The organism is Streptomyces sp. NBC_01454 (assembly GCF_036227565.1).
Lineage (GTDB): Bacteria > Actinomycetota > Actinomycetes > Streptomycetales > Streptomycetaceae > Streptomyces.
In genome coordinates this window covers 5,800,649-5,826,541 of the sequence record NZ_CP109460.1, presented here as the reverse complement: position 1 = coordinate 5,826,541, position 25,893 = coordinate 5,800,649, and the positions used below count along the sequence as shown (strand labels likewise).

The 25,893-nt window shown below is 71.1% G+C and carries 23 protein-coding genes and 1 pseudogene; 13 read left to right on the top strand and 11 right to left on the bottom strand.

Annotated elements, in window-relative coordinates:
* Positions 1 to 44 precede the first annotated feature (44 nt).
* The 6 genes from OIU81_RS25800 to OIU81_RS25775 all read right to left on the bottom strand — a co-directional run bounded on the left by OIU81_RS25800 (position 45) and on the right by OIU81_RS25775 (position 4,623).
* Positions 45 to 788: a TerD family protein gene (locus tag OIU81_RS25800; RefSeq protein WP_329151528.1), complete on the bottom strand. Its 744-nt coding sequence runs from the start codon at positions 786 to 788 to the stop codon at positions 45 to 47.
* A gap of 95 nt (positions 789 to 883) precedes the next feature.
* Positions 884 to 2,017, bottom strand: a complete 1,134-nt coding sequence (locus OIU81_RS25795; protein WP_329151527.1) for a DUF475 domain-containing protein — start codon at positions 2,015 to 2,017, stop codon at positions 884 to 886.
* A gap of 52 nt (positions 2,018 to 2,069) precedes the next feature.
* Positions 2,070 to 2,645 carry a TerD family protein gene (locus OIU81_RS25790; protein ID WP_329151526.1) on the bottom strand — a complete coding sequence of 192 codons (576 nt, stop codon included), beginning with the start codon at positions 2,643 to 2,645 and terminating at the stop codon, positions 2,070 to 2,072.
* A 195-nt stretch (positions 2,646 to 2,840) separates the two neighbouring features.
* Complete coding sequence (locus tag OIU81_RS25785; protein WP_329151525.1) at positions 2,841 to 3,416, bottom strand: TerD family protein; 576 nt, start codon at positions 3,414 to 3,416, stop codon at positions 2,841 to 2,843.
* Between the two features lie 169 nt (positions 3,417 to 3,585).
* Entirely contained in the window at positions 3,586 to 4,044 is a 459-nt protein-coding gene (locus OIU81_RS25780; protein WP_329151524.1) for a peroxiredoxin, read from the bottom strand.
* A 147-nt stretch (positions 4,045 to 4,191) separates the two neighbouring features.
* On the bottom strand, positions 4,192 to 4,623 hold the full coding sequence (locus OIU81_RS25775) for a DUF3052 domain-containing protein (protein ID WP_329151523.1): 432 nt from the start codon (positions 4,621 to 4,623) through the stop codon (positions 4,192 to 4,194).
* 515 nt (positions 4,624 to 5,138) lie between these two features.
* On the opposite strand from OIU81_RS25775, the gene aceE reads away from it, so the two are divergent.
* Entirely contained in the window at positions 5,139 to 7,871 is a 2,733-nt protein-coding gene (gene aceE, locus OIU81_RS25770) for a pyruvate dehydrogenase (acetyl-transferring), homodimeric type (RefSeq protein WP_329151522.1), read from the top strand.
* 98 nt (positions 7,872 to 7,969) lie between these two features.
* Here aceE and OIU81_RS25765 read toward each other — a convergent pair whose 3' ends face one another.
* The gene (locus OIU81_RS25765) at positions 7,970 to 8,386 is read right to left on the bottom strand and encodes a peptidase inhibitor family I36 protein (RefSeq protein ID WP_329151521.1); all 417 of its coding nucleotides are present in this window, start codon (positions 8,384 to 8,386) and stop codon (positions 7,970 to 7,972) included.
* A gap of 605 nt (positions 8,387 to 8,991) precedes the next feature.
* Complete coding sequence (locus OIU81_RS25760) at positions 8,992 to 10,593, bottom strand: MFS transporter (RefSeq protein WP_329151520.1); 1,602 nt, start codon at positions 10,591 to 10,593, stop codon at positions 8,992 to 8,994.
* A gap of 116 nt (positions 10,594 to 10,709) precedes the next feature.
* Between OIU81_RS25760 and OIU81_RS25755 the strand changes: the two genes are divergently transcribed.
* The 7 genes and pseudogenes from OIU81_RS25755 to OIU81_RS25725 all read left to right on the top strand — a co-directional run bounded on the left by OIU81_RS25755 (position 10,710) and on the right by OIU81_RS25725 (position 18,863).
* The gene (locus tag OIU81_RS25755; RefSeq protein WP_329151519.1) at positions 10,710 to 11,366 is read left to right on the top strand and encodes a TetR family transcriptional regulator; all 657 of its coding nucleotides are present in this window, start codon (positions 10,710 to 10,712) and stop codon (positions 11,364 to 11,366) included.
* Positions 11,367 to 11,600: 234 nt separating this feature from the next.
* Positions 11,601 to 12,815, top strand: a complete 1,215-nt coding sequence (locus tag OIU81_RS25750; RefSeq protein WP_329151518.1) for an alpha/beta hydrolase — start codon at positions 11,601 to 11,603, stop codon at positions 12,813 to 12,815.
* Between the two features lie 208 nt (positions 12,816 to 13,023).
* The gene (locus tag OIU81_RS25745; RefSeq protein ID WP_329151517.1) at positions 13,024 to 13,905 is read left to right on the top strand and encodes a DUF4429 domain-containing protein; all 882 of its coding nucleotides are present in this window, start codon (positions 13,024 to 13,026) and stop codon (positions 13,903 to 13,905) included.
* Positions 13,906 to 14,028: 123 nt separating this feature from the next.
* Positions 14,029 to 15,435, top strand: coding sequence for a sensor histidine kinase (locus OIU81_RS25740; RefSeq protein WP_329151516.1), 1,407 nt, complete (start codon positions 14,029 to 14,031; stop codon positions 15,433 to 15,435).
* Positions 15,432 to 16,113: pseudogene (locus OIU81_RS25735) on the top strand (response regulator). The gene OIU81_RS25740 and the pseudogene OIU81_RS25735 overlap by 4 nt, the downstream one beginning before the upstream one ends.
* A 170-nt stretch (positions 16,114 to 16,283) precedes the next feature.
* A complete protein-coding gene (locus tag OIU81_RS25730; protein WP_329151515.1) occupies positions 16,284 to 17,450 on the top strand; it encodes an alpha/beta hydrolase in 1,167 nt (388 codons plus the stop codon).
* A 174-nt stretch (positions 17,451 to 17,624) separates the two neighbouring features.
* A complete protein-coding gene (locus OIU81_RS25725) occupies positions 17,625 to 18,863 on the top strand; it encodes an acyltransferase family protein (RefSeq protein WP_329151514.1) in 1,239 nt (412 codons plus the stop codon).
* Positions 18,864 to 18,920: 57 nt separating this feature from the next.
* Here the strand turns inward: OIU81_RS25725 and OIU81_RS25720 are convergent, their stop codons facing one another.
* Both OIU81_RS25720 and OIU81_RS25715 read right to left on the bottom strand, forming a co-directional pair.
* On the bottom strand, positions 18,921 to 19,937 hold the full coding sequence (locus OIU81_RS25720) for an aldo/keto reductase (protein WP_329151513.1): 1,017 nt from the start codon (positions 19,935 to 19,937) through the stop codon (positions 18,921 to 18,923).
* A gap of 7 nt (positions 19,938 to 19,944) precedes the next feature.
* Positions 19,945 to 20,433 carry a MerR family transcriptional regulator gene (locus tag OIU81_RS25715; protein ID WP_329151512.1) on the bottom strand — a complete coding sequence of 163 codons (489 nt, stop codon included), beginning with the start codon at positions 20,431 to 20,433 and terminating at the stop codon, positions 19,945 to 19,947.
* 180 nt (positions 20,434 to 20,613) lie between these two features.
* Here OIU81_RS25715 and OIU81_RS25710 point away from each other — a divergent pair, with 180 nt between their 5' ends.
* Positions 20,614 to 21,435, top strand: a complete 822-nt coding sequence (locus OIU81_RS25710) for a serine hydrolase domain-containing protein (protein WP_329151511.1) — start codon at positions 20,614 to 20,616, stop codon at positions 21,433 to 21,435.
* A gap of 56 nt (positions 21,436 to 21,491) precedes the next feature.
* Here the strand turns inward: OIU81_RS25710 and OIU81_RS25705 are convergent, their stop codons facing one another.
* Complete coding sequence (locus OIU81_RS25705; RefSeq protein WP_329151510.1) at positions 21,492 to 22,163, bottom strand: pirin family protein; 672 nt, start codon at positions 22,161 to 22,163, stop codon at positions 21,492 to 21,494.
* Positions 22,164 to 22,220: 57 nt separating this feature from the next.
* Here OIU81_RS25705 and OIU81_RS25700 point away from each other — a divergent pair, with 57 nt between their 5' ends.
* From OIU81_RS25700 to OIU81_RS25685, 4 genes are all read left to right on the top strand, one after another.
* A complete protein-coding gene (locus tag OIU81_RS25700) occupies positions 22,221 to 23,405 on the top strand; it encodes a PucR family transcriptional regulator (protein WP_329151509.1) in 1,185 nt (394 codons plus the stop codon).
* 89 nt (positions 23,406 to 23,494) lie between these two features.
* On the top strand, positions 23,495 to 24,460 hold the full coding sequence (locus OIU81_RS25695; protein WP_329151508.1) for an ACP S-malonyltransferase: 966 nt from the start codon (positions 23,495 to 23,497) through the stop codon (positions 24,458 to 24,460).
* Between the two features lie 13 nt (positions 24,461 to 24,473).
* Complete coding sequence (locus tag OIU81_RS25690) at positions 24,474 to 25,520, top strand: ketoacyl-ACP synthase III (RefSeq protein WP_329151507.1); 1,047 nt, start codon at positions 24,474 to 24,476, stop codon at positions 25,518 to 25,520.
* 105 nt (positions 25,521 to 25,625) lie between these two features.
* Complete coding sequence (locus OIU81_RS25685) at positions 25,626 to 25,874, top strand: acyl carrier protein (RefSeq protein WP_006605825.1); 249 nt, start codon at positions 25,626 to 25,628, stop codon at positions 25,872 to 25,874.
* The last annotated feature ends 19 nt before the right edge of the window (positions 25,875 to 25,893 follow it).

The window sequence follows — 25,893 nt, the reverse complement described above, 5'->3', positions numbered from 1 at the left end:
GACACCGGCGGCGGGCCCGCCGCACCTCGCGCCACGGGGGCGGCTCACACCTTCGACTTGTAGCCCCGCCCCCACTGCAGGCCCCAGCCGTACAGCCGGTCGAGCTCCGCCTGGAAGCCGTAGACGTACTTCACCTCGCGGCGCACCGTCAGCTCGCCCTTGACGTTCTCCAGCATGAAGACGGCGCACGAGCGGGCCTGCGGCGCGCGCTCGTCCAGCTTGAGCTCCACCCGCGGTCCGCTGCTCGGATAGAGCGTCACGACCGCATGCGTACGGTCGAACGCCGGTGTGCCGTCGTAGATGTAGACGAAGATCAGCAGTCGCTTGATCTCCTCGCGGTGGTCCAGGTTGATGTAGAGCGTCTCGCCGGACCCCGAACCGAAGCGGTCGTCGCCGCTGAGCTTCACGAAGGGCGCGCCGTTGAGGTCGCCGAGGAAGTTGCCCAGCGGCTGCACCACGCCCTTGGTGCCGTCCTGGAGCTCGTAGAGACAGGCCAGGTCCAGATCGACATTGACCACGGCCGGCCCCTGCGCCTGCACGATCTCCGGCTTGAACAGCTTCCCCGGATGCCGCAGCAGCCCGCCCCTGGCGTGCCCGCTCCGTTCGTGAAGGTCGGACGTGCGCATCTGCCAGTGCAGATTGACCCGCAGATGCCCGCTGGCCGCCCCCTGCTTGCTCAGTGAGACGACCGGATTCCGCTTCGTCAGCTCGACGACGTACGACGCGCCGCCGCTGTCGAAGTCGAACTTCGCAGCGCCACCGCGCCGCAGATTCTCCAGGAACGACACGTTGCCCACCCCATTGCTCGGCCCCGACAAACGGGGCGGCCCGAGGTCTGCACCCCATGCCGCCCCGCAGAAAGCGTTCCTCAATCAGCGCCGTGTCACACTCCGGACGCGACTTCCGACGTCTGTCCCGCGGTGTCCCCCGGTTTGCCCTCGCGCCGGTTGCGGAGCACGGAGGAGCCGAACGAGAGGCCGATCAGCACGATGCCCACCAGGCCGGTGATGACCTCGTTGATCTCGTACTTGATCGTGATGAGCAGGATGACGGCCAGCGCGCCGATGGCGTAGTGCGCCCCGTGCTCGAGGTAGACGTAGTCGTCCAGGGTCCCCTTGCGGACCAGGAAAACCGTCAGGGAGCGGATGTACATCGCGCCGATGCCCAGACCCAGCGCCATCATGAAGATGTCGTTGGTGATGGCGAAGGCGCCGATGACGCCGTCGAAGGAGAAGGACGCGTCGATGACCTCGAGGTAGAGGAACATGAAGAACGCGGCCTTGCCGGCCAGCCCCACCGCCGCGCCGGTCCCGTTCCTCACGGGCGCCGCCGCCGGCTGATCGCCCTCGCCGTCCTCGTCGTCCTCCTCCAGCTTGTCCTCGAAGTAGCCGGAGATTCCGGCGACGACGAGATACGTGAGGAGGCCCGCGACACCGGCCAGCAGGACCGTGGCGCTCTTGTCACCGGCGCCGTGGGCCGCGGCGGTGGCCACGGTCATCGAGGTCACCAGCAGGACGACCAGGGCGATGATGACGGACAGCATGTCGAGCTTGCCCATCTTGGCCATGGGCTTTTCGATCCAGGACAGCCATTTGTAGTCGCGCTCCTCGAATATGAAGTCGAGAAAGATCATCAGCAGGAAGATCCCGCCGAAGGCTGCGATGGCCGGATGGGCGCTGGTGACCAGGTCCTGGTAGCGCGTCTTGTCATTGATGGCGAGATTGACCGCCTCGATCGGCCCCAGCTTCGCGGTGATCGCGACAATGACAACCGGGAACACCAGCCGCATGCCGAACACCGCGACGAGGATGCCGACAGTAAGGAAGATCTTCTGCCAGAAGGCGTTCATCTTGCGCAGGATGCCCGCGTTGATGACGGCATTGTCGAACGAGAGCGAGATCTCCAGGATGGACAGGATCCCGACAATCGCGAGCCCCTGCCACCCCCAGAGCACGCCGGCCAAGGCGAGGCCGGCCGCCGTGATGGCGAACGACCAGCCAAAGGTTTTCAGGAGCACTGCCTACCCAATCCTTCGCTGTGTGGGTCCCCCGCGCGCAGTGCGCGGCGCTTTACGAAACGTTGACCCCGAAGTCTAGAGCGATGCCCCGCAGACCCGACGCGTACCCCTGTCCCACTGCCCGGAACTTCCATTCGCCGTTGTAGCGATACACCTCGCCGAAGATCATCGCCGTTTCGCCGGAGGCGTCTTCACTGAGGTCGTAGCGGGCGAGCTCGCTGCCGTCGGCCTGATTGACGATGCGAATGAAAGCGTTGCTGACCTGGCCGAAACTCTGGCCTCGCACCTCGGCCTCATGGATCGAGACCGGAAAGACGATCTTGTCGACCCGCTCGGGCACCTGCGTGAGGTCGACCAGAACCGACTCGTCGTCGCCCTCACCCTCGCCGGTGAGGTTGTCCCCCGTGTGTTCGACGGAGCCCTCCGGGCTCGTGAGGTTGTTGTAGAAGACGAAGTATTCGTCCCCCAGCACCCGGCCCGACTGGCACAGCAGTGCGCTGGCGTCGAGATCGAAGGGCGCTCCGGTCGTGGACCGCGCGTCCCAGCCGAGGCCGACCATGATCTGTGTGAGATCCGGAGCGGCCTTGGACAGAGAGACATTGCCCCCCTTGGCAAGCGTGACGCTCATCGTTCGCTTCCTCCCCTATGCCGGTGCGGCCCCGCCCGGGCACGGCCGCATCCCTTCCTGCCCTGCAAGCACGTCCGGCGCCGCACTCCCCGGACGGGGGCGTACGGCGCCGGACGCGGTTATTCCTGGCCCGGGCAGCCACTGCGCCGGCGCTGCCCGGCCGGACGTCGACGATCAGCTCGCGGCCGCGGCCGCTCAGACGTTGACGCCGAAGTCCTGCGCGATGCCGCGCAGACCCGAGGCATAGCCCTGCCCGATGGCCCGGAACTTCCACTCCGCGCCGTTGCGGTACAGCTCGCCGAAGACCATGGCGGTCTCGGTCGAGGCGTCCTCGCTCAGGTCGTAGCGCGCCAGCTCGTTGTTGTCGGCCTGGTTGACCACCCGGATGAAGGCGTTGCGGACCTGGCCGAAGCTCTGCTGACGGGTCTCGGCGTCGTAGATCGACACCGGGAAGACGATCTTGTCGACCTCGGCGGGGACGGCGGCCAGATTCACCTTGATCTGCTCGTCGTCGCCCTCACCCTCACCGGTGATGTTGTCACCGGTGTGCTCGACCGAACCGTCCGGGCTCTTCAGGTTGTTGAAGAACACGAAGTTCTGGTCGTTGCCGACCTTGCCCTGGTCGTTCGTCAGCAGGGCGCTGGCGTCCAGGTCGAAGTCCGTACCGGTGGTGGTACGCGCATCCCAGCCCAGACCGACGACGACGGCGGTCAGATTGGGGGCTTCCTTCGTCAGCGAGACGTTGCCGCCCTTGCTGAGGCTGACTCCCACGAGTCCTCCCAAAGATTCGAGGGGTACGTAAAGATTTGCGCCCCCATCGTGCATGGCATCGGATCAACGAATTGATCCTAGTGACCGGTTCCCGCCGATTGCAGATATCGCACCTGGATCCGTGCGGATGTCCGTCCGGTGGACGCACCGGCGCCGTGGGAGAGGCGGCTCAGAGGGTGCCGAGCGCCTTGACGTAGTCGTTGAGGTCGCGGGCGTCGGGCAGGCCGTTGACGACCGTCCAGCGCACCACGCCATCCTTGTCGATGATGAACGTGCCGCGCACCGCGCAGCCCTTCTCCTCGTCGAAGACGCCGTACGCCCGCGAGGCCTCGCCGTGCGGCCAGAAGTCCGACAGCAGCGGGTACTCAAGCCCCTCCTTCTCCGCGAAGACGCGCAGCGAGAACGGGGAGTCGTTGGAGACGGCCAGCAGCTGGACGTCGTCGTTGACGAACGCCGGGAGCTCGTCACGGAGCGCGCACAGCTCACCGGTGCACACACCGGTGAAGGCGAACGGGTAGAAGAGGAGAACAACGGCCTTCTCGCCGCGGAAGTCGGAGAGCCTGACCAGCTCGCCGTGCTGGTTCTTCAGCTCGAAATCCGGAGCCTTCGTGCCGACCTCGATCGCCATGGGGTGCTTCCCTTCCGCTCACTGCCAACAGAACGCGACCAACCCTACGCGCCGGGGTTCACCGCCGGGGAACGCGCCGTGAACAGGGCCGAGCCCCCTCCACAACAGGTGGAGGGGGCTCGGCGGGGGACGTCGGGGCGGTGCGGCTCAGCGCTTGCCGGACTTGGGTGTGACCAGTCGGCTGCCGGCCCAGTCCCTGCCCGCGTTGATGCTCTTGGTCTGGGACAGACCCGCGGTCTGCGCGGCCTCATTGATGTCGCTCGGCTCGACGTAACCGTCACGGCCGGTCTTCGGGGTCAGCAGCCAGATCTGCCCGCCCTCGTCGATCAGCCCGATGGCGTCCACCAGCGCGTCCGTGAGGTCGCCGTCCTCGTCGCGGAACCACAGCAGTACGACGTCGCAGACGTCGTCGTATTCCTCGTCGACGAGTTCCTGGCCGATCACGGTCTCAATGCCTTCGCGGAGATCCTGATCGACGTCGTCGTCGTATCCGATCTCCTGGACCACCTGTCCGGGCTCGAACCCAAGCCTGGCGGCAGGGTTGGTCCGCTCCTCCGCGTGGTCCGCGGTCGCGCTCACGGATTGCCTCCTGTCATGTTTCGGAAATGCTCGGGGACCCCGCGCGTGCGCGGAGCATTGGGCGTAGTCCACACGGGCCGGGCGGATCGCGCAAGTACCCGGCGATCCAGACCGCCGAAACGGTGACGTTTGGCGGCGTCTCGCCGCAACCACGACCCCGGCGGGACAAGCCGAAGTGATTCACACCACAGCATTCTGCCGGGTTTGTCGGGTACTCGCGCGAGACTGGTCCCTTCGGGGGGCACCGGCCGGTTCCGGATCTCATTTCGGGGTCCGGACGTCCGTACGCGAAGCACTTTCGACATGAGCGTATGGTTGCGATTTGGCCGACCCGAGAAACCGGCCTTTTCAGCGCCATCTCTCTACGGATGGGTTACCCATCAGTAGAGGTGACGTATCCCTGTGGCTCGGTACACGATGGAGACGGCGCGACACCAAGGCAGAGACAGCATTCGTCCCGTGCACAGCATCCACAGCCTGCACAGCGCGGCACGAACCGAACACGAAGGAACAGCGTGGCTTCCGGATCCGATCGAAACCCGATCATCATTGGCGGCCTTCCCAGCCAGGTCCCGGACTTCGATCCCGAAGAGACCCAGGAATGGCTCGACTCGCTCGACGCAGCCGTCGACGAGCGCGGCCGGGAACGTGCCCGCTACCTCATGCTCCGCCTGATCGAGCGCGCCCGCGAGAAGCGTGTGGCCGTGCCCGAGATGCGCAGCACGGACTACGTGAACACCATCGCGACCAAGGACGAGCCGTTCTTCCCCGGCAACGAGGAGATCGAGCGCAAGGTCCTGAACGCGACCCGGTGGAACGCCGCCGTCATGGTCTCGCGCGCCCAGCGTCCGGGCATCGGCGTCGGCGGCCACATCGCCACCTTCGCCTCCTCCGCCTCCCTCTACGACGTGGGCTTCAACCACTTCTTCCGGGGCAAGGACGAGGGCGACGGCGGCGACCAGATCTTCTTCCAGGGCCATGCCTCGCCCGGTGTCTACGCCCGCGCGTTCCTCCTGGACCGACTGTCCGAGGCCCAGCTCGACGCCTTCCGGCAGGAGAAGTCCAAGGCCCCCCACGGTCTGTCCAGCTACCCGCACCCGCGGCTGATGCCGGACTTCTGGGAGTTCCCGACCGTCTCGATGGGCCTCGGCCCGCTCGGCGCGATCTACCAGGCGCGGATGAACCGCTACATGGAGGCGCGCGGCATCGCCGACACCTCCAAGTCGCACGTCTGGGCCTACCTCGGCGACGGCGAGATGGACGAGCCCGAGTCGCTCGGCCAGCTGTCCATCGCCGCCCGTGAGGGCCTGGACAACCTGACCTTCGTCGTCAACTGCAACCTGCAGCGCCTCGACGGCCCGGTCCGCGGCAACGGCAAGATCATGCAGGAGCTGGAGTCGCAGTTCCGCGGCGCCGGCTGGAACGTCATCAAGCTGGTGTGGGACCGCAGCTGGGACCCGCTGCTCGCGCAGGACCGCGACGGCATCCTGGTCAACCGGCTCAACAGCACGCCCGACGGTCAGTTCCAGACGTATGCCACCGAGACCGGTGCCTACATCCGTGAGCACTTCTTCGGCGACGACCAGCGGCTGCGCGCCATGGTCGAGAACATGACCGACGACCAGATCCTGCACCTGGGCCGCGGCGGTCACGACCACAAGAAGATCTACGCGGCGTATGCGGCGGCCAAGGCCCACAAGGGCCAGCCGACGGTGATCCTCGCGCAGACCGTCAAGGGCTGGACGCTCGGCCCGAACTTCGAGGGCCGCAACGCGACCCACCAGATGAAGAAGCTGACGGTCGAGGACCTCAAGGGCTTCCGTGACCGGCTGCGCCTGCCCATCCCGGACAAGGACCTGGAGAACGGCGCGCCGCCGTACTACCACCCGGGCCGGGACTCCGAAGAGATCCAGTACATGCACGACCGCCGCAAGGGCCTGGGCGGGTATGTGCCCACCCGCCTCGTGCGGGCCCAGCCGCTGGCGCTGCCGGACGACAAGGCCTACGCGGGTGCCATGAAGGGCTCGGGCCAGCAGAAGATCGCCACGACGATGGCGTTCGTGCGGGTCCTGAAAGACCTGATGCGGGACAAGGAGATCGGCAAGCGGTTCGTGCCGATCGCCCCCGACGAGTACCGCACCTTCGGTATGGACGCGTTCTTCCCGTCGGCCAAGATCTACAACCCGCTGGGCCAGCAGTACGAGTCGGTCGACCGCGAACTTCTCCTTGCCTACAAGGAGTCGCCGACCGGCCAGATGCTGCACGACGGCATCACCGAGGCGGGCTGCACGGCCTCGCTGATCGCGGCGGGCTCCGCCTATGCCACGCACGGCGAGCCGCTGATCCCGGTCTACGTCTTCTACTCGATGTTCGGGTTCCAGCGCACCGGTGACCAGTTCTGGCAGATGGCCGACCAGCTCGCGCGCGGCTTCGTGCTCGGCGCCACCGCCGGCCGGACGACGCTGACCGGTGAAGGTCTGCAGCACGCCGACGGCCACTCCCAGCTGCTGGCCTCGACGAACCCGGCTTGTGTCGCCTACGACCCGGCCTATGGTTACGAGATCGCGCACATCGTCAAGGACGGTCTGCGGAGGATGTACGGGGAGAATTCCGAGGACATCTTCTACTACCTCACCGTCTACAACGAGCCGATCCAGCACCCCGCGGAGCCGGCCGACGTCGATGTCGAGGGCATCCTCAAGGGCCTGCACCGCGTCAAGGCCGGCGAGAAGGGTGAGCACGCCGCCCGGATCCTCGCCTCGGGTGTCGCGGTGCCGTGGGCGATCGAGGCGCAGCAGATCCTCGCGGACGAGTGGAACGTCAAGGCCGATGTCTGGTCGGCGACCTCCTGGAACGAGCTGCGCCGCGACGCGGTGGAGATCGAGGAGCACAACCTTCTGCACCCGGAGGAGGAGCAGCGCGTCCCGTACGTGACGCAGAAGCTCCAGGGCGCCGAGGGCCCCACGGTCGCGGTCTCGGACTGGATGCGTGCGGTTCCCGACCAGATCGCGCGCTGGGTTCCCGGCACGTACCAGTCGCTGGGCGCCGACGGCTTCGGCTTCGCGGACACCCGCGGCGCGGCCCGTCGCTTCTTCCACATCGACGCGCAGTCCATCGTCCTGGGTGTGCTCACCGAGCTCGCCAAGGAGGGCAAGGTCGACCGGTCGCTGCTGAAGCAGGCGATCGACCGCTACCAGCTCCTGGACGTCACGGCCGCCGACGCGGGTGAGGCCGGCGGCGACGCCTGACCTCACCGCGGCCGGCCGCCGCAGCGTGCTCACCGTGCCCCTCGACCGGCGTTCTTCGCCGGTCGGGGGGCGCGGCGCTGTGGCCGCGGGCGGGCGGTTCAGCGCTCCCATACCTTGAACGCCCTTACCTGATAAGGGGATCGGGGTGCCCAGGTGCCGCCGCCCGGATAGGTGTTGAATTCGGCGGTCTCGGCGCACTGCGCGCTCTGATAGGTGGTGACCGGCCGGCCGGTGCGGTTGGCGAGCGCCGCGGCGGTGCTTCCCTTGGGCAGCGGGACGCAGCTCTCGATGTCGATGTCGGACAGCTCGTAGGTCCGCCGCTTGCCGCGGAAGTCGGCCGCCGGCCAGACGCAGAACTGGCCGGCGGCACAGTCCCCCGAGGCGGCGCCCCGGCCGCCGGTGGCCGCCCGCGCGGCCGGGGTACCGACGGCGGGCGGTACGGCGAGCACGGCGGCCAGAGCGGTGAGGCCGGTCAGCAGCGCGGTGGTGCGGGGCGTACGCAGACGCAGTCGCATGGGAATGTCCCCCGTGGAGTAGGCGATGGCAGTCCCGCGGCGGGCCGGCTGCCCGCGGCGGGTTCTTTCGGCTACGAGCTTCGCGAGGGTGCGGCGCGGCTGCCAAGGCCGTGGCGGCTGTCCCACCCGGATCAGGTATGTGGACGAGCAGAGCGGTCAGCAGCGGGGCGCGGGGGCGCGGTGTTGACGCGGGACGGGGTGGCGGAAGCGGGCCGCAGAAACCGTTCACCCCGGTACGCACCGAGGGCCCGCGCGGGCGTGCGACACCAGGAGCGCCACAGGCGGGGCGGAGGTTCCCGCGCCGCATCATCCGGATGAGGGATTCACCGCCGCGGCCGGGGCCAACTCCCGTGGGGCGTACGGCGGAAGGGACGGCCGCCGGCCCCGGACGGCGGGTTGACGCGGACTGCTGACGTCCGGCGGGCGCGCATGCCCCTGGTCCGTCGGCCACCGTGCTCCGGACCCACCCCGCTCCCCCTCCCCACCGGCACACAAAGGCGCGCGGCCGGTCCGGGACATTCCCGGACCGGCCGCGCGCCGGAGTGATGCGGGCCGACAGGTGCCGCCGGGCCGTGCGACCGGTCGCCGCACGGCCGGTGCCCTGGTCAGATGTGGCCGACGCCGGCGCCCGCCTCGGCGTTCGCGCCGCGCTTGGTGAAGAAGGCGACGAAGGCCGCGACGACGGCCACCCCGCAGGCGACCGTGAAGGCCAGGCCCATGCCGGAGACGAAGGTCTCGTGGGCGACGGAGGTGATCTTCTCGGCCAGCTGCGGCGGGGTGCCCTTGGGGACCGGCGCGAAGCCGGCCGAGACCGCGTCGGACAGCTGGGACGCCTGGGCGGGCGGGGCCGGCGGAAGGCCCGCCGCACTCCACGCGCCAGGGAGTTCGTTGTCCACACGAGAGGCCATGACCGCGCCGAGCACGGCCGTGCCGAGGCTGCCGCCGACCTGCATCGCGGCCTGCTGGAGGCCGCCGGCGACGCCGGAGAGCTCCAGCGGGGCGTTGCCGACGATGACCTCGGTGGCACCGACCATGACGGGCGCGAGGCCCAGGCCGAGCAGCGCGAACCAGAGGGACATCGGGCCGGTCCCGCTGTCGGTGTCCAGGCCGGACATGCCGTACAGGGCGACGGCGGTGAGGACCATGCCGCCGACCAGCGGGAGGCGTGGGCCGAGCTTGGTGATCAGGACGCCGGCGAGCGGCGAGCCGACGATCATCATGCCGGTGAGCGGCAGGAGGTGCAGACCGCTGTCCACCGGGGACATGCCGTGCACGTTCTGGAGGTAGAACGTCACGAAGAACAGGCCGCCCATGAAGGAGAAGGCCATCAGCACCATCAGGACCGTGCCGGCGGTCAGCGGCAGCGAGCGGAACATCCGCAGCGGGATGAGAGGTTCGCGAACCCGGGTCTCCAGGACGGCGAACAGGACGAAGAGGACCACGGAGCCGATCAGGAAGCCCCAGGTCTTCATGTCGCCCCAGCCCCATTCCGACGCCTTGATCAGCGGCCAGATGAGGCAGAACATCGCGCCGGAGAGCAGCACGATGCCCGGGACGTCGAACGAGCGCGGGGCGTTCTCGGCGCGGTGGTCCTTGAGGATCACCAGGCCCAGGACCAGGGCCAGCACGCCGACCGGGACGTTGATGAAGAAGACGGACTGCCAGTTGACGTGCTCGACCAGCAGTCCGCCGACTATCGGGCCGCCGGCGGTGGAGGCGCCGATGACCATGCCCCAGATACCGATGGCCATGTTGAGCTTCTCGGCCGGGAAGGTGGCGCGCAGCAGTCCCAGCGCGGCGGGCATGAGCAGGGCGCCGAACAGGCCCTGCAGCACGCGGAAGGTGATGACCAGCGAGACCTCGTGGGAGAACCCGATGGCACCGGAGGCGGCGGCGAAGCCGAGGATGCCGATGAGGAAGGTCTGGCGGTGGCCGAAGCGGTCACCGAGCTTGCCCGCGGTGATCAGCGAGACGGCCAGGGCGAGCATGTAGCCGTTGGTGATCCACTGCACATCGGCCAGCGAGGCGCCGAGGTCCTGCTTGATGGCCGGGTTGGCGATGGCGACGATCGTGCCGTCGAGGGCGACCATCATGACGCCGATGGCCACGGAGAAGAGGGTCAGCCACGGATGGCCTCGCAGCCCTCTGGGGGGCTCCGGTACGGGAAGTTCCGGCGCGGCGTGGGCAACCGGGGTCTGAGAGCTCATACCGAGGAGGCTAATGACAGCCACTGACAGTTGACAAAGCAATTCATCAGTCGGTGACTGTCACCTCGCTCACAGGTAATCTGAGCAGCGAGAACACCAGGGAAAGGCGGCGCTGGATGGCCACCTCGACGCCGCATTCGGCACCCGCGGGCGGCCTGCGGGAACGCAAGAAACAGCGCACCCACGACGCCCTGATCCGTGCGGCGCTGGAACTGTTCACGGAGCAGGGGTACGAGGCGACGACCGTCGACGAGATCGCGGAGGCCGTGGATGTCTCCCAGCGGACGTTCTTCCGCTACTTCGCGAACAAGGAGGACGTCACCTTCGCGGTCCAGGGGATGGTCGAGGCCCGCTTCCTCGACGAGCTGAGGGCCCGGCCCGCGGCGGAGGCCCCGCTCACCGCCCTGCGCCGCACGGTGGCGGCGGCCTGGGACGACATCGGCAGCGCCATCGCGTCGGTGATCCCGGTGGAGCTGTACATGCGCACCTACCGGATGATCGAGTCGACGCCGGCGCTGGTCGCCGTCCTTCTGCGGCGCTCCGCCGAGCTGGAGGAGCAGATGGCGCGGCTGGTCGCCCGGCGCGAGGGGCTGGATGTGGACGCCGATCCGCGGCCGCGGGTGCTGGTGGCCACGTTCAGCGGGGTGATGCGGGCCGCGGGCAAGGTCTGGAGCGTGGGCGAGGACTGCAGCGTCTCCGCGATCCGTGAGCTGACCATGTCCTATCTGGACCACATCGGGCCGGCGATCGAGGGGAACTGGCGGACGCGGTGAGCGCGGCCGGCGGCACCAAAGGCAGCCAGGGCGAACGCCACGACCTCGCCCACTCCCCGTAACTGCCGTCCGGCGCTGCGCGATCGGCGACGGTGACCCCTGAGACCACCCCTGCACGACTGAGCACCGAAAACGGACTACGTGTGTCCGGTTTGGTCGAAATACCCACCGGGAAACGTGAGATCACTCACGGCCACCACAGGCATGCTTCCGCTTCTCCTAGGGTGGCTCGCGGTGACTTCCTTCCCGGGCCTCGGCCCCTCCTCCGGTTTTCTTCAGTCCACCGCCTTGCGCACCGCACTCGCCCTGGTGGTGGTGTTCGTGATGCTTGCGATGACCGGCTGGACCGCCGTCAGAGGTACCAAGGACGACGCCAACCCCCTGGCCACCGCGAAGGCCGCATGGAAGCACGCCACCTTCCTGGGGCGCCCGCTGCCCGACCCCAACGGGCCGCCGGCCGCGGTCCGGGCCTTCTTCGCCCCCCTCAGCCGGGCCGAGCAGCAGCAGCTCACCACCCGCTATCCGCTGGTCGTCGGCAATATGGGCGGCGCCCCCGCGCAGCTGCGCTACCGCGCCAACCGGATGGCCATCGACGACGCCCGCGCGGTCGAGAAACGCCGGATGGGTGACCACCGGCTCACCCCCGTCGGCCGCCAGGAAGCGGGCCGGCTGATGCACCGCCTCGAATCGCTGATGACCCCCGGCCGGCAGATCCTGGCCTTCGACCCGGCCGATGGCGGGCGGGCCGCCGAGGTCTTCGGAAATCTCACGAAGGCGGACCGGGTCTCGGTCGTGGTGCCCGGCGTGGACACCAATCTGTCGACCTTCGAGCGCACCGCGCGGGCCACCGCCGCCCCCGTCGGCATGGGGCGCGCCCTCTACGGCGCCGAGCGGGCGGCCCGCCCGAGCGCCCGTACGGCCGTGATCGCCTGGGCCGACTACACCTCGCCGTCCGGCCTCGGGGTCGAGGCCGCCACCGGGCAGCTCGCCGAGGCCGGCGCGGTGCGGCTGCGCGCCCTGGTGAACGCGCTGCCGTCGGCCGACTCGGTCTCGCTGTTCTGCCACAGCTACGGCTCCGTGGTGTGCGGCGTCGCGGCCCGCACCCTGCCCTCGAACGTCAAGGACATCGCGGTGGCCGGCAGCCCGGGCATGCGGGCCGGCAGCCTCGCCGGGCTGGGCACCCACGCCCGGGTCTGGGCGATGCGGGACTCCGACGACTGGATCCAGGACGTGCCGAATCTGGAGGTCGGCGGGCTCGGCCACGGCGCGGACCCGGTCGATCCGGCCTTCGGCGCGCGGGTCCTGTCGGCCGACGGCGCCGTCGGGCACGCCGGCTACTTCGCGCCCGGCACCCGCAGCCTGAAGAACTTCGCACTGGTCGGTGTCGGCGACACCGGCACCGTCGACTGCGCCTCCGCCGACCCGCAGTGCGCCTCCGCCACGGCCTGAGCGGGCCACGGCAGCACAGACCAGCGGCCGCAGGTACGGCCCGGCGCCCGGGGACGGGCCATACCTGCGGGAACCGCGCCCGTCGCGGGTGACGTCCATGAGGCGGAGAAGGAGCGGGTGGCCGGAGTGACGCGCGTAGCTTCGGTAGGCCCCCTTGGGGTGTCCGGAAGGGGGACGGGCGGGCAACCGCCCGCATACGATGAGCCACATGGGTGATGTGCTGGCCGGTTTTCACGCCGTCTGGGAGTTCGATGCGGACTCCGTACTCATCCGCTTCGAACGGGGGATCCGCAGGCCGAAGCTGTTCCAGGCGCTCGGCGAGCGACGCATTCCGTACGAGGCGCTGAGCACTGTCGAGGTGAGCGAGGGCAGACGGGGCACGGTGGTGCTGCACGCCGTGCCGCGGCACGGTGCCGATCCGCTGATGGAGGCGGCGGACGGGCAGCTGAAAGAGGACTCCGATCCCTACCGGCTGGTGCTGCCGGCCGGGCGCGAGACCCTGGCCGAGTTCTACGCCGATGAGCTGCGCACGGTGCTCGGCCCCGATGCGAAGGAGCCCGCCGACCGCCATCTGGTGGCCGCGCCGGAGCCGCCGCTGCACTTCAAGGCCTATGACGGCAAGGCCTCCTTCGACGGCCGGTCCGTCGCCTTCCGCTGGTTTTGGACCGGCGCGTCCTCGGCGAAGTGGAAATGCGGCGACCAGACCTTCCCCGTCGGCGAGTTGGCCGGGGTCGAGTGGCGGTCGCCGGAGATCCTCAACGGCTATCTGCGGCTGCTGGAGCGCGGCGCCCGCGACGCCGCGGCCGACGAGGCGGACCAGGATCCGGCCGCCGTGGTGTTCGGGCTGGGATACGGCCCGGTGCATGAGTCGCTGCCGTTCGCGGCCTCGGTGCTGCAGGCCGTGCGCGCCGCCGATCCGGCGCAGGAGTCGCCGGACGGCGAGCCGGTGCGCCGCCGGACCGGGGACGCCCGACGCGATCCGGCGGACATCGCGGACCGCATCCGGCACCTCGGCGAGCTGCACGGGGCCGGTCTGCTGACCGACGACGAGTTCAGCACGAAGAAGGCCGAGCTGCTGGCGGAGCTGTAGGCGCGGTGACCCGGCGACCGGACGGCGCCCCTCCGGAGCGTGGGCTCCTCCCTGGGTACTGCCGCAAGTCCGGCCCCAGGGAGGACGCCGCCGCCCCCACGGTCCGCTTACCGTGAGGTCGTCATGACCGAATCCCCTCCCCCACTGCCTCCCTCACCGTCTCCCTCTCCTCTTTCCGCACCCGGGCCGGTCCGGTACCGGGCGCTGCGCGCCGTACGCCAGGCGCTGCGGCTGCTCGCCGTCGAGCTCGGCACCCCGGCCGAGCCCGGTACCCCGCTGTTCGGCACGGTCCACAACCCCTGGCTGCGCCGGCTGCCGTATGCCGTCGCGTTCGCGTTCGCGGTGTCCCTGCTGCCGACGACCATCACCGTCCTCGCCCACGATTACGGCCTGGCCGGCGGGCTGGCCGGCGCGCTGGCCACCGCACAGACCGCGCCCCTGCTGCTCGCGGTGACCCGGCCGCTGCAGGCCTGGTGGGTGATCTTCGCGGCGGATGTGGTCTGCGCGCAGATGCTCTCCCTGCTCGATGGCGTGACGGGCCGCGCCTGGCCCTGGCCGCCCCCGGTGATCGTGGGCTATCTCGCGCTGATGCTGGCGCTGTCGCTGCGTGAGCGCCGCCGCACCCTGATCGCCGTGTGGCTGACGACCGGTGCGGCGGGCATCGCCGCCGACTTCGGCGCGCCCGACCGGAGCCAGAGCACCTGGGTGCTGCTGTTCGTCCTCTCCGGTGTGGTGCTGATGATGGGCGCCACGCTGCGGGAACGGGGCGACGCCCAGCGGAAGTTGATCGAGCAGGAGACCATCAGCGAGGCCGAGCGGGCCCGTCGCACCCTGCTGGAGGAGCGCACCCGGATCGCCCGTGAGCTGCACGATGTCGTCGCCCACCACATGTCGGTGATCACGGTCCAGGCCGACAGCGCCCCGTACCGCATCGGCGGCATCCCCGCGGCGGCCGTGGACGAGTTCGGGGCGATCGCGGCGAGCGCCCGTGAGTCGCTGGCCGAGATGCGCCGGCTGCTCGGGGTGCTGCGCAGCGAGGAGTCGGAGCGGCTCGGCGGCCCGGAGAAGACCCCGCAGCCCGGGATCGGGATGCTGCCGAAGCTGGTCGAGGCGACCGTACGGGCCGGTGTGCCGGTCGAGTTGGCGCTGCCCGAGGAGGCCGCGGCGCTCGAACCGGCGGTGGATCTGTCGACGTACCGCATCGTCCAGGAGGCGCTGGCCAATGTCGTACGGCACGCGCCGGGCGCGCCGACCCGGGTGTCGCTGCGGGCGACGGCGGACGGCACCCGGCTGACCGTGCTGATCGTCAACTCCCCGCCGCCCGCGCCGTCCACCCCGTCAGCGCCGCTGGAGACCGGTGGCACCGGCCACGGCCTGGTGGGGATGCGGGAACGGGTGCGGCTGGTGGACGGCTCGCTCGACACCGGGCCGCTGCCCGACGGCGGCTTCCGGGTCGCCGCACAGCTTCCGCTCGCGCCGCCGGCCGCCCCGGCGTCGTCCCTGCCCACGAAGGACTCCGGTGCCCTGTGACCACGCGCGTGATCATCGTCGACGACCAGGCCATGGTGCGTGCGGGCTTCGCCGCGCTGCTCGCCGCGCAGAGCGATATCGATGTGGTGGGTGATGCGCCGGACGGTCTGCAGGGCGTGGCGCTGAGCCGCCGGACGCACCCCGACGTGGTGCTGATGGACGTGCGGATGCCGGAGATGGACGGGCTGGAGGCGGCCCGTCAGCTGCTCGATCCGCCGGCCGGGGTCACCCACCGGCCGAGGGTGCTGATGCTGACCACCTTCGATGTCGACGACTACGTCTACGAGGCGCTGCGCGCGGGTGCGTCCGGATTCCTGCTCAAGGACGCGCCGCCGGCCGATCTGATCTCCGCGGTGCGGGTGGTGGCGGCCGGTGAGGCGCTTCTCGCGCCGTCCGTGACCCGGCGGCTGATCGCCGATTTCGCCCGGCAGCGGCCGGCGCCCCGCGCGGGGCGCACCGCGCTGCGGCTGAACGGGCTGACCCCGCGCGAGACGGAGGTCCTGGAGCTGATCGCCCGCGGGCTGTCCCAACCAGGAGATCGCCGAGGCGCTGATCCTCGCGGAGCAGACCGTGAAGACCCATATCGGCCGGGTGCTCGCGAAGTTGGCGCTGCGCGACCGTGCGCAGGCCGTGATCTTCGCGTACGAGTCGGGGCTGGTCGCGCCCGGAGAGCGTTAGGGCGCGCAGGCCATCGCCCGCCCCCGTTCCGCCCCTCCTCCTTCCGGACGAGGGGCGGGGCGGACCCCCTACCCCGGTATCACCCGGGAGTTGGCTCCGCGGTGTGACGCCGCGTCACCCACCCCCTTCCTACGTTTCCCTCCGTCGCACCAACGGGAGGGAGACCCACCATGTCCAGGCTGCGCAGCGCCGTGGGACGCAGCAGGCGCACGCTCCTCGGGGCCGCGCTCGCGGTGGCCGTGGCCGCCGGTACCGGCGGCTGGGCGGCCGGCACCGCGCAGACCGCGGTCACCGGCCCGCCGCCGGGCGCCGCCGCCTGGCGGGCCGACCACTCGCTCGGCGTCCGGCTGCCGGACCCGGCGACCGCGGCCCCCACCGAAGTCGCCCGCTTCTTCGCCTCGCTGACCGGACGTCAGCAACAGTCACTGGCGGCCCGGCACCCGCTGAGCGTCGGCAATCTCGACGGCGCCCCGCTCGCGCTGCGCTACCGGGCCAACTCCCGTGCCCTGCGGGCGGAACGGGACCGCCGGCTGGCCCGCGCCACCGACCCGGCCGGGACCCTCGAGGACCACCGGCAGGCGCGGGCCGCGGCCCGCCGCTACACCGCGCTGCTCGCGCCCGGGCGCCACATCCTGGCCTTCGACCCGCGCGGCCGGGGCCAGGTCGCCGAGGTGTACGGCGACCTGGCCGCCGCCGCGCACACCGCGGTGATCGTGCCGGGCTCGGACATCGATCTGACGTCCTTCGACCGGGCGAGGGACCCCTACGGCGCCCCCTCCGGGATGGCCCGGTCGCTGCGCGCCGAGCTGGCCGCCGAGGCGCCCGGGACCCCTACCGCGGTCATCGCCTGGGCGGGGTACACCACACCGGTGGGGCTCGGTCCGGACGCCGCGACCGGGCGGCTCGCCGAGGCGGGAGCGCCGCGGCTGGCCCGTCTGCTGTCCGGTCTGACCGCGGTCGGTGCCCGGCCCCCGGCGGTGCTGTGCCACAGCTACGGCTCGGTGGTCTGCGGGCTGGCCGTCCCGCGGCTGGGCGGTGGCGGCCTCGCCGACCTGATCGTTCTCGGCTCCCCCGGGATGCGCCGGGACAGCGTGGCGGAGCTGCACACCTCGGCCCGGGTGTGGGCGGGGCGGGACGCCTCCGACTGGATCGGTGACCTCCCGCACGTCGAACTGCTGGGGCTGGGCCATGGCACCGACCCCACCGATCCCGCCTTCGGGGCCCGCCGGCTGCCCGCCGTGCGGGCCGAGGGCCACACCGGCTACCTCGCGCCCGGCACGGACTCGCTCCGGAACGTCGCGGCCGTCGTGCTGGGCCGCTACGGCGCGGTGCGCTGACGCCGCCCCCTTGCCGCTGCCTCAACGCGCCCGCATCTCCACGCCGTTCACCGCACGGCATGCACACACGGCACACGCACCGCGCACGCACCTGCCCCGAGGACTCGACGACCCGGCGCCGCCACGACGCCACGCCGCCAACGACGCCACGACGGAAGAACCCAAGGACGCCTCATGGACACCGCCTTCCTCGTCCCTCTCAGATCCGCCGCCCGGCACACGGTCCGCAGGATCGAGGACCGCACGCCCGCGGACCGCGACCGTGCGATCGACGGTCTGCGCGCGCTGGCGCTGCTCGCCGTGCCCACCGGCCACTGGCTGCTGGGCGGCTTCACCCTGGACGCCGGGGGCGCCCTGCACAACGCCAGTCCGCTGAGCGCCTTCGGCTCGCTCGCGCCCGCCAGTTGGGTACTCCAGATGCTCGGCGTCTTCTTCCTGGTCGGCGGGCGCGCGTCGGTGCTCTCCTACCGGCGTGCCCTGGAGCGGGGCACCGCCACCGGCGCCTGGCTGGGCGGCCGGCTCGTCCGGCTGGGCCGCCCGGTCGTCGGGGTGACCGCCGTATGGGCGGCGCTGCTGCTGCTCCTGTCCGGCCTGGGGGTGCCGGAGGCGACGCTGCGGACCGGGGCGACGCTGGTGGTCCAGCCGCTGTGGTTCGTCGCGGTGTACGCGGGGACCACCGCGCTGACGCCGTACTGCGTGCGGGCTGCCCGGCGGATGGGCGCCTGGGCGGCGGCGCCGCTGGCGGGGGCGGTGGCCGGGGTGGACTTCCTGCGCTACGGGCCGTTCGCCGACGCCGTGCCGTCCTGGCTGAGTCTGCTCAACCTCCTGCCCGGCTGGCTGTTCGCCTATCAGCTCGGGGTCTGCTGGGGTGAGCGGCGGCTCGGCCGGCGCGCCGCCCGGTGGCTGCTGCTCGGCGGCGCCGCGCTGTTCGCCGCGCTGCTGCTGTTCTTCCACTACCCGGCGAGCATGGTGGGCGTCCCCGGTGTGGCCCGGACGAACTCCCACCCGCCGTCGCTGCTGGTCCTGGCGCTGGCCGCCGCCCAGTCGGGCGCCGCGGTGCTGCTGCGGGACCGGCTCGCCCGGCTGCTGCGCCGGCCCGCCCTGTGGGCGCCGGTGGTGGTCGTCAACCTCTCCGCGATGACGATCCTGTGCTGGCACCAGACGGCGATGCTGGCGGCGGCGGTGCCCGCGTCGTTCCTGGGGCCGGTGCCCGGGCTGACCACGGCGCCCGACACCGTCGGCTGGCTGCTCGCCCGGCTCGCCTGGCTGCCGGTCTTCGCGGCCGTACTGCTCCTGATCGCCCGCACCACCCACCGCTTCGAGGCCCCCTGGACCGGTGTCACGCGGGCCCGCCGTGCCGCGGCGGCCCTCCTGGCGGCCGGGTTCGCAGCCTTCGCGCTGGGGCTCGCATGAGCCGCCGCGCCCCGGCACCGGCCGGGGCCGGAGACTTCCTCCGGCCCCGGGACCCGGCTACTCCCGGCCCGCCGAGGTGTGCGACATGTCCGCGTACCGCGCCCCCGCGACCTTCCCGGCGATCGGCTCCAGCAGCGCCAGGTCCCCCTCGGTCAGCCGGATCGCGGTCGCCGCGGCGTTCTCCTCGACGCGGCTGCGCTTACGGGTGCCGGGGATCGGTACGACGGCCAGACCGCGCGCCGTGGCCTGGTGCTGCACCCAGGCCAGGGCGATCTGGCCGGGCGTGGCGCCGTGTGCCTCGGCAATGCTGCGGACCGGCTCCAGCAGCGCGGCGTTGGCGGCCGCGTTGTCGCCGGTGAAACGGGGCTGGGTGCGGCGGAAGTCGTCCGCGGTCAGCTCCTTGTCGGCGCTGACGAACGCGCCGGTGAGGAAGCCCCGGCCGAGCGGGGAGTAGGGGACGAGGGCGACGCCGAGCCCGGCGGCGGCCGGCACCGCGCTCTGCTCGACGTCCCGGCTGAACAGCGACCACTCGGACTGCAGCGCCGCGATCGGATGCACGGCGTGCGCCGCGCGCAGCTCGGCGCCGGTCACCTCGCTCAGCCCCAGGTGCTTGACCTTGCCCTCGGCCACCAGCTCGGCCATGGCGCCGACCGACTCCTCGATCGGGACGCCGGGGTCGCGGCGGTGCATGTAGTACAGGTCGATCTCGTCCACGCCCAGGCGCCGCAGGCTGCCCTCGACGGCCTCGCGGATGTAGGCCGGGTCGTTGCGGATGATCCGCTTCGCCGGGTCCTCGGGGTCCTGGGATATCGCGAACTTGGTGGCGAGCACGACCTCGTCGCGGTGCGCCCGCAGGAACGGGGCGAGGAACTTCTCGTTCTCCCCCATCCCGTACATGTCGGCGGTGTCATAGAGCGTGACGCCCAGCTCCAGTGCCCGCTCCAGCGTGGCCCGCGCCTCGCCTGCGTCCGTCGGGCCGTAGGCGAAGCTCATGCCCATGCAGCCCAGGCCCTGCACCCCGACCCGGGGACCGCCGGTGCCCAGCTCGACCGTTTCGATCTTCTTGCCGCTCATAGAGACCTCAGCACCTCTCGGACGCCCGCCGGGCGTCGCCATAAATGTCGATCTTGTAGTCGAGGACGTCCAGCGTGCTCCGCAGCTCGGCGATCCGCTGCCGTACGTCTTCGCGGTGTGCGGTCAGCAGTTGCTCCCGCTCGGCGAAGGTGCCCTCACCCGCCCGCACCAGCTCGGCGTAGCGGACCATGTCCGCCACCGGCATCCCGGTCAGCCGCAGCTTGGCGACCAGGTCCAGCCAGTCCAGATCGCGGTTGCTGAAACGCCGCTGTCCGGTGTGGGTGCGGTCCACGTGCGGCATCAGGCCGATCCGCTCGTACCAGCGCAGGGTGTGTGCGCTGAGGCCGGTGTGCTCCGCGACCTCGCTGATCGTGTACCGGTCGCGGCCGGTGGGCCGTGGGTGCGGCGGTCGGGTATGGCAGCCCCGCGCCGTCGCCGGCCCCCGGCCGACCGTGGTCGTGCCGCTCGTGACCGGTTCGCTCTGCGTGACCGTCATGCCCGTCTCCCCTGCTCGCCGGATGTCCCCCGGCGTTCTCGCCGGGTGCCTCTCGACGTCTTCAACGCTAGAGACTTCGAGCGCACTCCAGGCAAGCGCGATCTTGACCGGGATTTGGGACGGCGGGTCGGCCGGCGGGCGGACGGCGGGGCCTTGCGGACACCACCTAGGCTCGTGGGCATGCAGAGCCTGCGGATGATCGAGAACTGGCCGGTGCCCACCGCTGCGGCCGCCGTCGTACGAGCCGACGGCTCGGTGGCCGGCGCGTACGGCCCCCTGGAGCAGCGCTTTTCGCTGGCGTCCGTGACCAAGCCACTGGCCGCGTACGCCGCGCTGCTGGCCGTCGAGGAGGGCGCGGTCGAGCTGGACGAGGCGGCCGGGCCCCCGGGCTCGACGGTGCGTCATCTGCTCGCCCACACCTCGGGGCTGGCCTTCGACGAGCCGCGCACCCTGTCCGAGCCGGGCACCCGCAGGCTCTACTCCAACGCCGGTTTCGAGGCGCTGGGCGATCACATAGCCAAGGCGACCGACATCCCCTTCCCGCAGTATCTGCACGAGGCGGTGCTCGCGCCGCTCGGCATGTCCGCCACGGACCTGACCGGCTCCCCCGCCAAGGACGCCGTCTCCACGGTCGCCGACCTGATCCATTTCGCCGCCGAGCTGCAGTCGCCGCGGCTGCTCGCACCGGAGACGCTCACGGCGGCGACCCAGGTGGTCTTCCCCGGTCTGACGGGTGTGCTGCCGGGCTTCGGCCACCAGAAGCCCAACGACTGGGGGCTGGGCTTCGAGATCCGCGACGGCAAGTCGCCGCATTGGACGGGCGCCGCGTCCTCACCGCGTACGTTCGGGCACTTCGGGCAGTCCGGGACGTTCCTGTGGGTGGACCCCGACGCCCGCGCGGCCTGTATCGCGCTGACCGACCGCGCCTTCGGGCCGTGGGCGGCGGAGGTCTGGCCGCAGCTGACCGACGCGGTGCTGGCCGAGCTGGCTCGGCCGGCCTGACCTGCGCACGGGCGCGGGCCCGGACGGCGACGGACGTGGGCGGGCCCGCCACGGCCTCACCCGTGGCCCGGCTCCGCCCCCATCTCCCACACCAGGCACTCCGCGCCCGCCAGCCCCTTGAGCTCCAGCCCCGCACCGTCGGTGATCCGCGCCGCGTCACCGGCCGCGAGGTCCTGCGCACCGAGCCGTACGGCGCCGCGCACCACGTGCACATAGGCCCGTGCGGCGTCCGGGACCGCGGTGCGCTCACCGTCGGCGAGGCGGCGCAGGTGCAGCAGCGCACCGGCCCGCGGCACCGCGTACGGGGTGCCGTCGGCGATGCCGCGCACCACCTCGTACGCGGGCTCGCCGCCGAATGCGAGCGGCGCCAGCCACATCTGGACGAAGCGCAGCGGCCCGGCGCCGTCATTGCGCTCCACGTGCCGGACGCCGCCGGCCGAGCTGAGCCGCTGAAGATCCCCCGGGCGTACGGTGGTCTCGTGGCCGGCCGAGTCGCGGTGGGTCAGCTCGCCCTCCACCACCCAGGTCACGATCTCCGTGTCGCGGTGCGGATGCTCGTCGAAGCCGGCGCCCGCCGCCAGCCGCTCCTCATTGCAGGCGATCAGTGCCCCGAAGCGCAGATTGTCCGGGTCGAAGTGGGGGCCGAAGGAGAACGCGTGCCGTGACTCGATCCCCGCCTCCGGCTCGCCGCCGCGGTAGCGTTCCTCGGCCCTGCGCACCTGAATCATGGGCCCACCGTAGCCCCGCCCCCGCACCTCCCCGCCCCGATAGTGCAGGCTTGTCCCGTGTCTGAACCCCCATCGCGCGACGCGCACCCGCACTCGGCGACCCTCCGGCGTCTGGAGAATTCGTCCGGCAAGCTGGCGGCCGCCGCCATCGCCCGCATGGACGCCACCCTGCCGTGGTACCGCGCGATGCCCCCGGAGAACCGTTCCTGGATCGGCCTGGTGGCGCAGGCCGGCATCGCCGCGTTCACCGAATGGTTCCGGCATCCGGAGACCCCGCAGGCGATCAGTACCGACGTCTTCGGCACGGCCCCGCGCGAGCTGACCCGGGCGATCACCCTGCGGCAGACCGTCGAGATGGTCCGCACCACCATCGAGGTCATGGAGTCCGCGATCGACGAGGTCGCGGCGCCGGGCGATGAGTCCGTGCTGCGGGAGGCGCTGCTGGTCTACGCCCGGGAGATCGCCTTCGCCACCGCCCAGGTCTACGCCCAGGCCGCCGAGGCCCGCGGCGCCTGGGACGCCCGGCTGGAGTCGCTGGTGGTCAACGCGGTGCTGTCGGGCGAGGCCGACGAGGGCGCCGTCTCCCGCGCGGCGGCGCTGGGCTGGAACTCCCCCGAGCACGTGTGTGTGGTGCTGGGCACCGCCCCCGACGGGGACAGCGAACTGACCGTGGAGGCCATCCGGCGGGCCGCCCGGCACGCCAAGCTCCAGGTGCTGACCGGGGTGCTGGGCTCGCGTCTGGTGGTGATCGCGGGCGGCTCGGACAATCCGCTGAAGGCCGCCAAGGCGCTGATCGGCCCCTATGCCGCCGGTCCCGTGGTGGCCGGTCCCGTGGTCTCCGACCTGCTGGCCGCGACCCGCTCGGCGCAGGCCGCGGCGGCCGGGCTGCGGGCGTGTGCCGCCTGGCCGGACGCGCCGCGGCCGGTGCTCGCGGACGATCTGCTGCCGGAGCGCGCGATGGCCTCGGACCCGGTCGCGCGCGACCAGCTGGTGGAGGAGATCTACAGACCGCTGGAGGAAGCGGGCTCGGCGCTGCTGGAGACACTGAGCGTCTATCTGGAGCAGGCCAGCAGTCTGGAGGGCGCGGCCCGGATGCTCTTCGTGCACCCCAACACCGTGCGCTATCGGCTTCGACGTGTGACCGACGTCACCGGCTGGTCACCCTCCGATGTGCGCTCGGCGTTCACCCTCCGTATCGCGTTGATTCTGGGGCGCCTGGCTGACAGTGAGGCGCAACTCTAGACTTTTGTCGGACACCAACAATTACCCCGATGGTTCTTCGTCCTTGTCCCCACGGGCGGGCGGAACCACCCACAAGAGAGAGTGTGAGGGTGCTCGTACTCGTCGCTCCCGGCCAAGGCGCTCAGACGCCCGGCTTCCTGACTCCCTGGCTCGACCTCCCCGGTGTCGAGGACCGGCTCCGTGCCTGGTCGGACGCCATCGACCTGGACCTGGTCCACTACGGCACGAAGGCGAACGAGGAGGAGATCCGCGACACCGCGGTGGCGCAGCCGCTGCTGGTGGCGTCCGCCCTCCTCTCCGCCCGGCAGCTCTTCGCGACGGCCGACGCGGTCGCCGCGCAGGTCGGCGCGACCGCCGGCCACAGCGTCGGTGAACTCGCCGCCGCGGCGCTGGCCGACACCCTCTCCGACGAGGCCGCGATGGCGCTGGTGCGCCGGCGCGGCCAGGCGATGGCCGAGGCCGCCGCCGTCACCGAGACCGGCATGGCCGCGCTCCTCGGCGGCGACGAGGCCGTGGTCCTCCCGCATCTGGAGCAGCTGGGCCTGACCGCGGCGAACGTGAACGGCGCGGGCCAGATCGTGGCCGCGGGTACCGCCGAGCAGATCGCCGCGCTGGTCGAGAACAAGCCGGAGGGCACTCGCCGGGTCGTACCGCTGAAGGTGGCCGGCGCGTTCCATACTCACCACATGGCACCTGCCGTCTCGGCCCTGGAATCCGCGACCGCCCAGCTGGCGGTCGCCGATCCGCGCACCCGTTATGTGTCCAACAAGGACGGGCAGCTGATCTCCTCCGGCCAGGAGCTGGTGCGGCGGCTGGTGGGCCAGGTGGCCAACCCCGTGCGCTGGGACCTGTGCATGGAGACCTTCAAGGAGCTCGGCGTGACCGCGCTCATCGAAGCGGCTCCCGGTGGCACCCTCACCGGCCTGGCCAAGCGCGCACTGCCCGGCGTGCGGACCCTCGCCCTCAAGACGCCCGACGACCTCGACGCGGCCCGCACGCTGATCGCCGAAACGACGTCAGCCGCAGCCGCGGCGGGCTCCGCACCGGCCGAATAGGAGTCCGAAGCGCATGACCTCGAAGATCAAGCCCGCACAGGGCGCCCCGTACGCACGGATCATGGGCGTGGGCGGCTACCGCCCGACCCGTGTCGTGCCCAACGAGGAGATCCTCAAGCACATCGAGTCGTCCGACGAGTGGATCCGCTCGCGGTCCGGGATCGCGACCCGCCACTGGGCGGGTCCCGAGGAGACCGTCGCGACCATGTCGGTCGAGGCGTCCGGCAAGGCGATCGCCGATGCCGGCATCACGCCCGAGCAGATCGGCGCCGTGATCGTCTCCACGGTCTCGCACTTCAAGCAGACCCCGGCGATCGCGACCGAGATCGCGCACCGTGTCGGCGCCGGCAAGCCGGCCGCGTTCGACATCTCGGCGGGCTGTGCCGGCTTCGGCTACGGACTGACCCTGGCCAAGGGCCTGGTGATCGAGGGCTCGGCGGAGTACGTCCTGGTCATCGGCGTCGAGCGGCTCTCGGACCTGACCGACCTTGAGGACCGTGCGACGGCCTTCCTGTTCGGTGACGGCGCCGGCGCGGTGATCGTCGGCCCGGCCACCGAGCCGGCCATCGGCCCGACGGTCTGGGGCTCGGAGGGTGACAAGGCCGAGACCATCAAGCAGACCCTCGGCTGGGACGTCTACCGCTCCACCCCGGTCCCCGGAGGGGATGCCCCCGAGGCCCGCCCGGCCCCGGAGGAGATCCGCTACCCCGCCATCACCCAGGAGGGCCAGGCGGTCTTCCGGTGGGCGGTGTTCGAGATGGCGAAGGTCGCCCAGCAGGCGCTGGACGTGGCCGGCGTCAGCCCGGACGACCTGGACGTCTTCATTCCGCACCAGGCCAACATGCGGATCATCGACTCGATGGTGAAGACTCTGAAGCTGCCGGAGAGCGTGACGGTCGCCCGCGACGTGGAGACCACCGGCAACACCTCGGCCGCCTCCATCCCGCTCGCCATGGAGCGGCTGTTGGCGACCGGTCAGGCCAAGAGCGGCGACACCGCGCTGGTCATCGGCTTCGGGGCGGGTCTCGTCTACGCCGCGACGGTCGTTACCCTCCCCTAGGCAAGATCTGCGCAACGCCGGATGTCCTCGGATGTACCGGCCGTCGCAAGGATCTTCACCGCAAGTAACCCAGTTTCCTCACAAAATGACCGAAGGAGCGCCATCATGGCCGCCACTCAGGAAGAGATCGTCGCCGGTCTCGCCGAGATCGTGAACGAGATCGCCGGGATCCCCACCGAGGACGTCCAGGTGGACAAGTCCTTCACCGACGACCTGGACGTCGACTCGCTGTCCATGGTCGAGGTCGTCGTCGCCGCTGAAGAGCGCTTCGACGTGAAGATCCCGGACGACGACGTCAAGAACCTCAAGACGGTCGGCGACGCGACCGACTACATCCTCAAGCACCAGAGCTGATCCAGCTCCCGCGCATGTC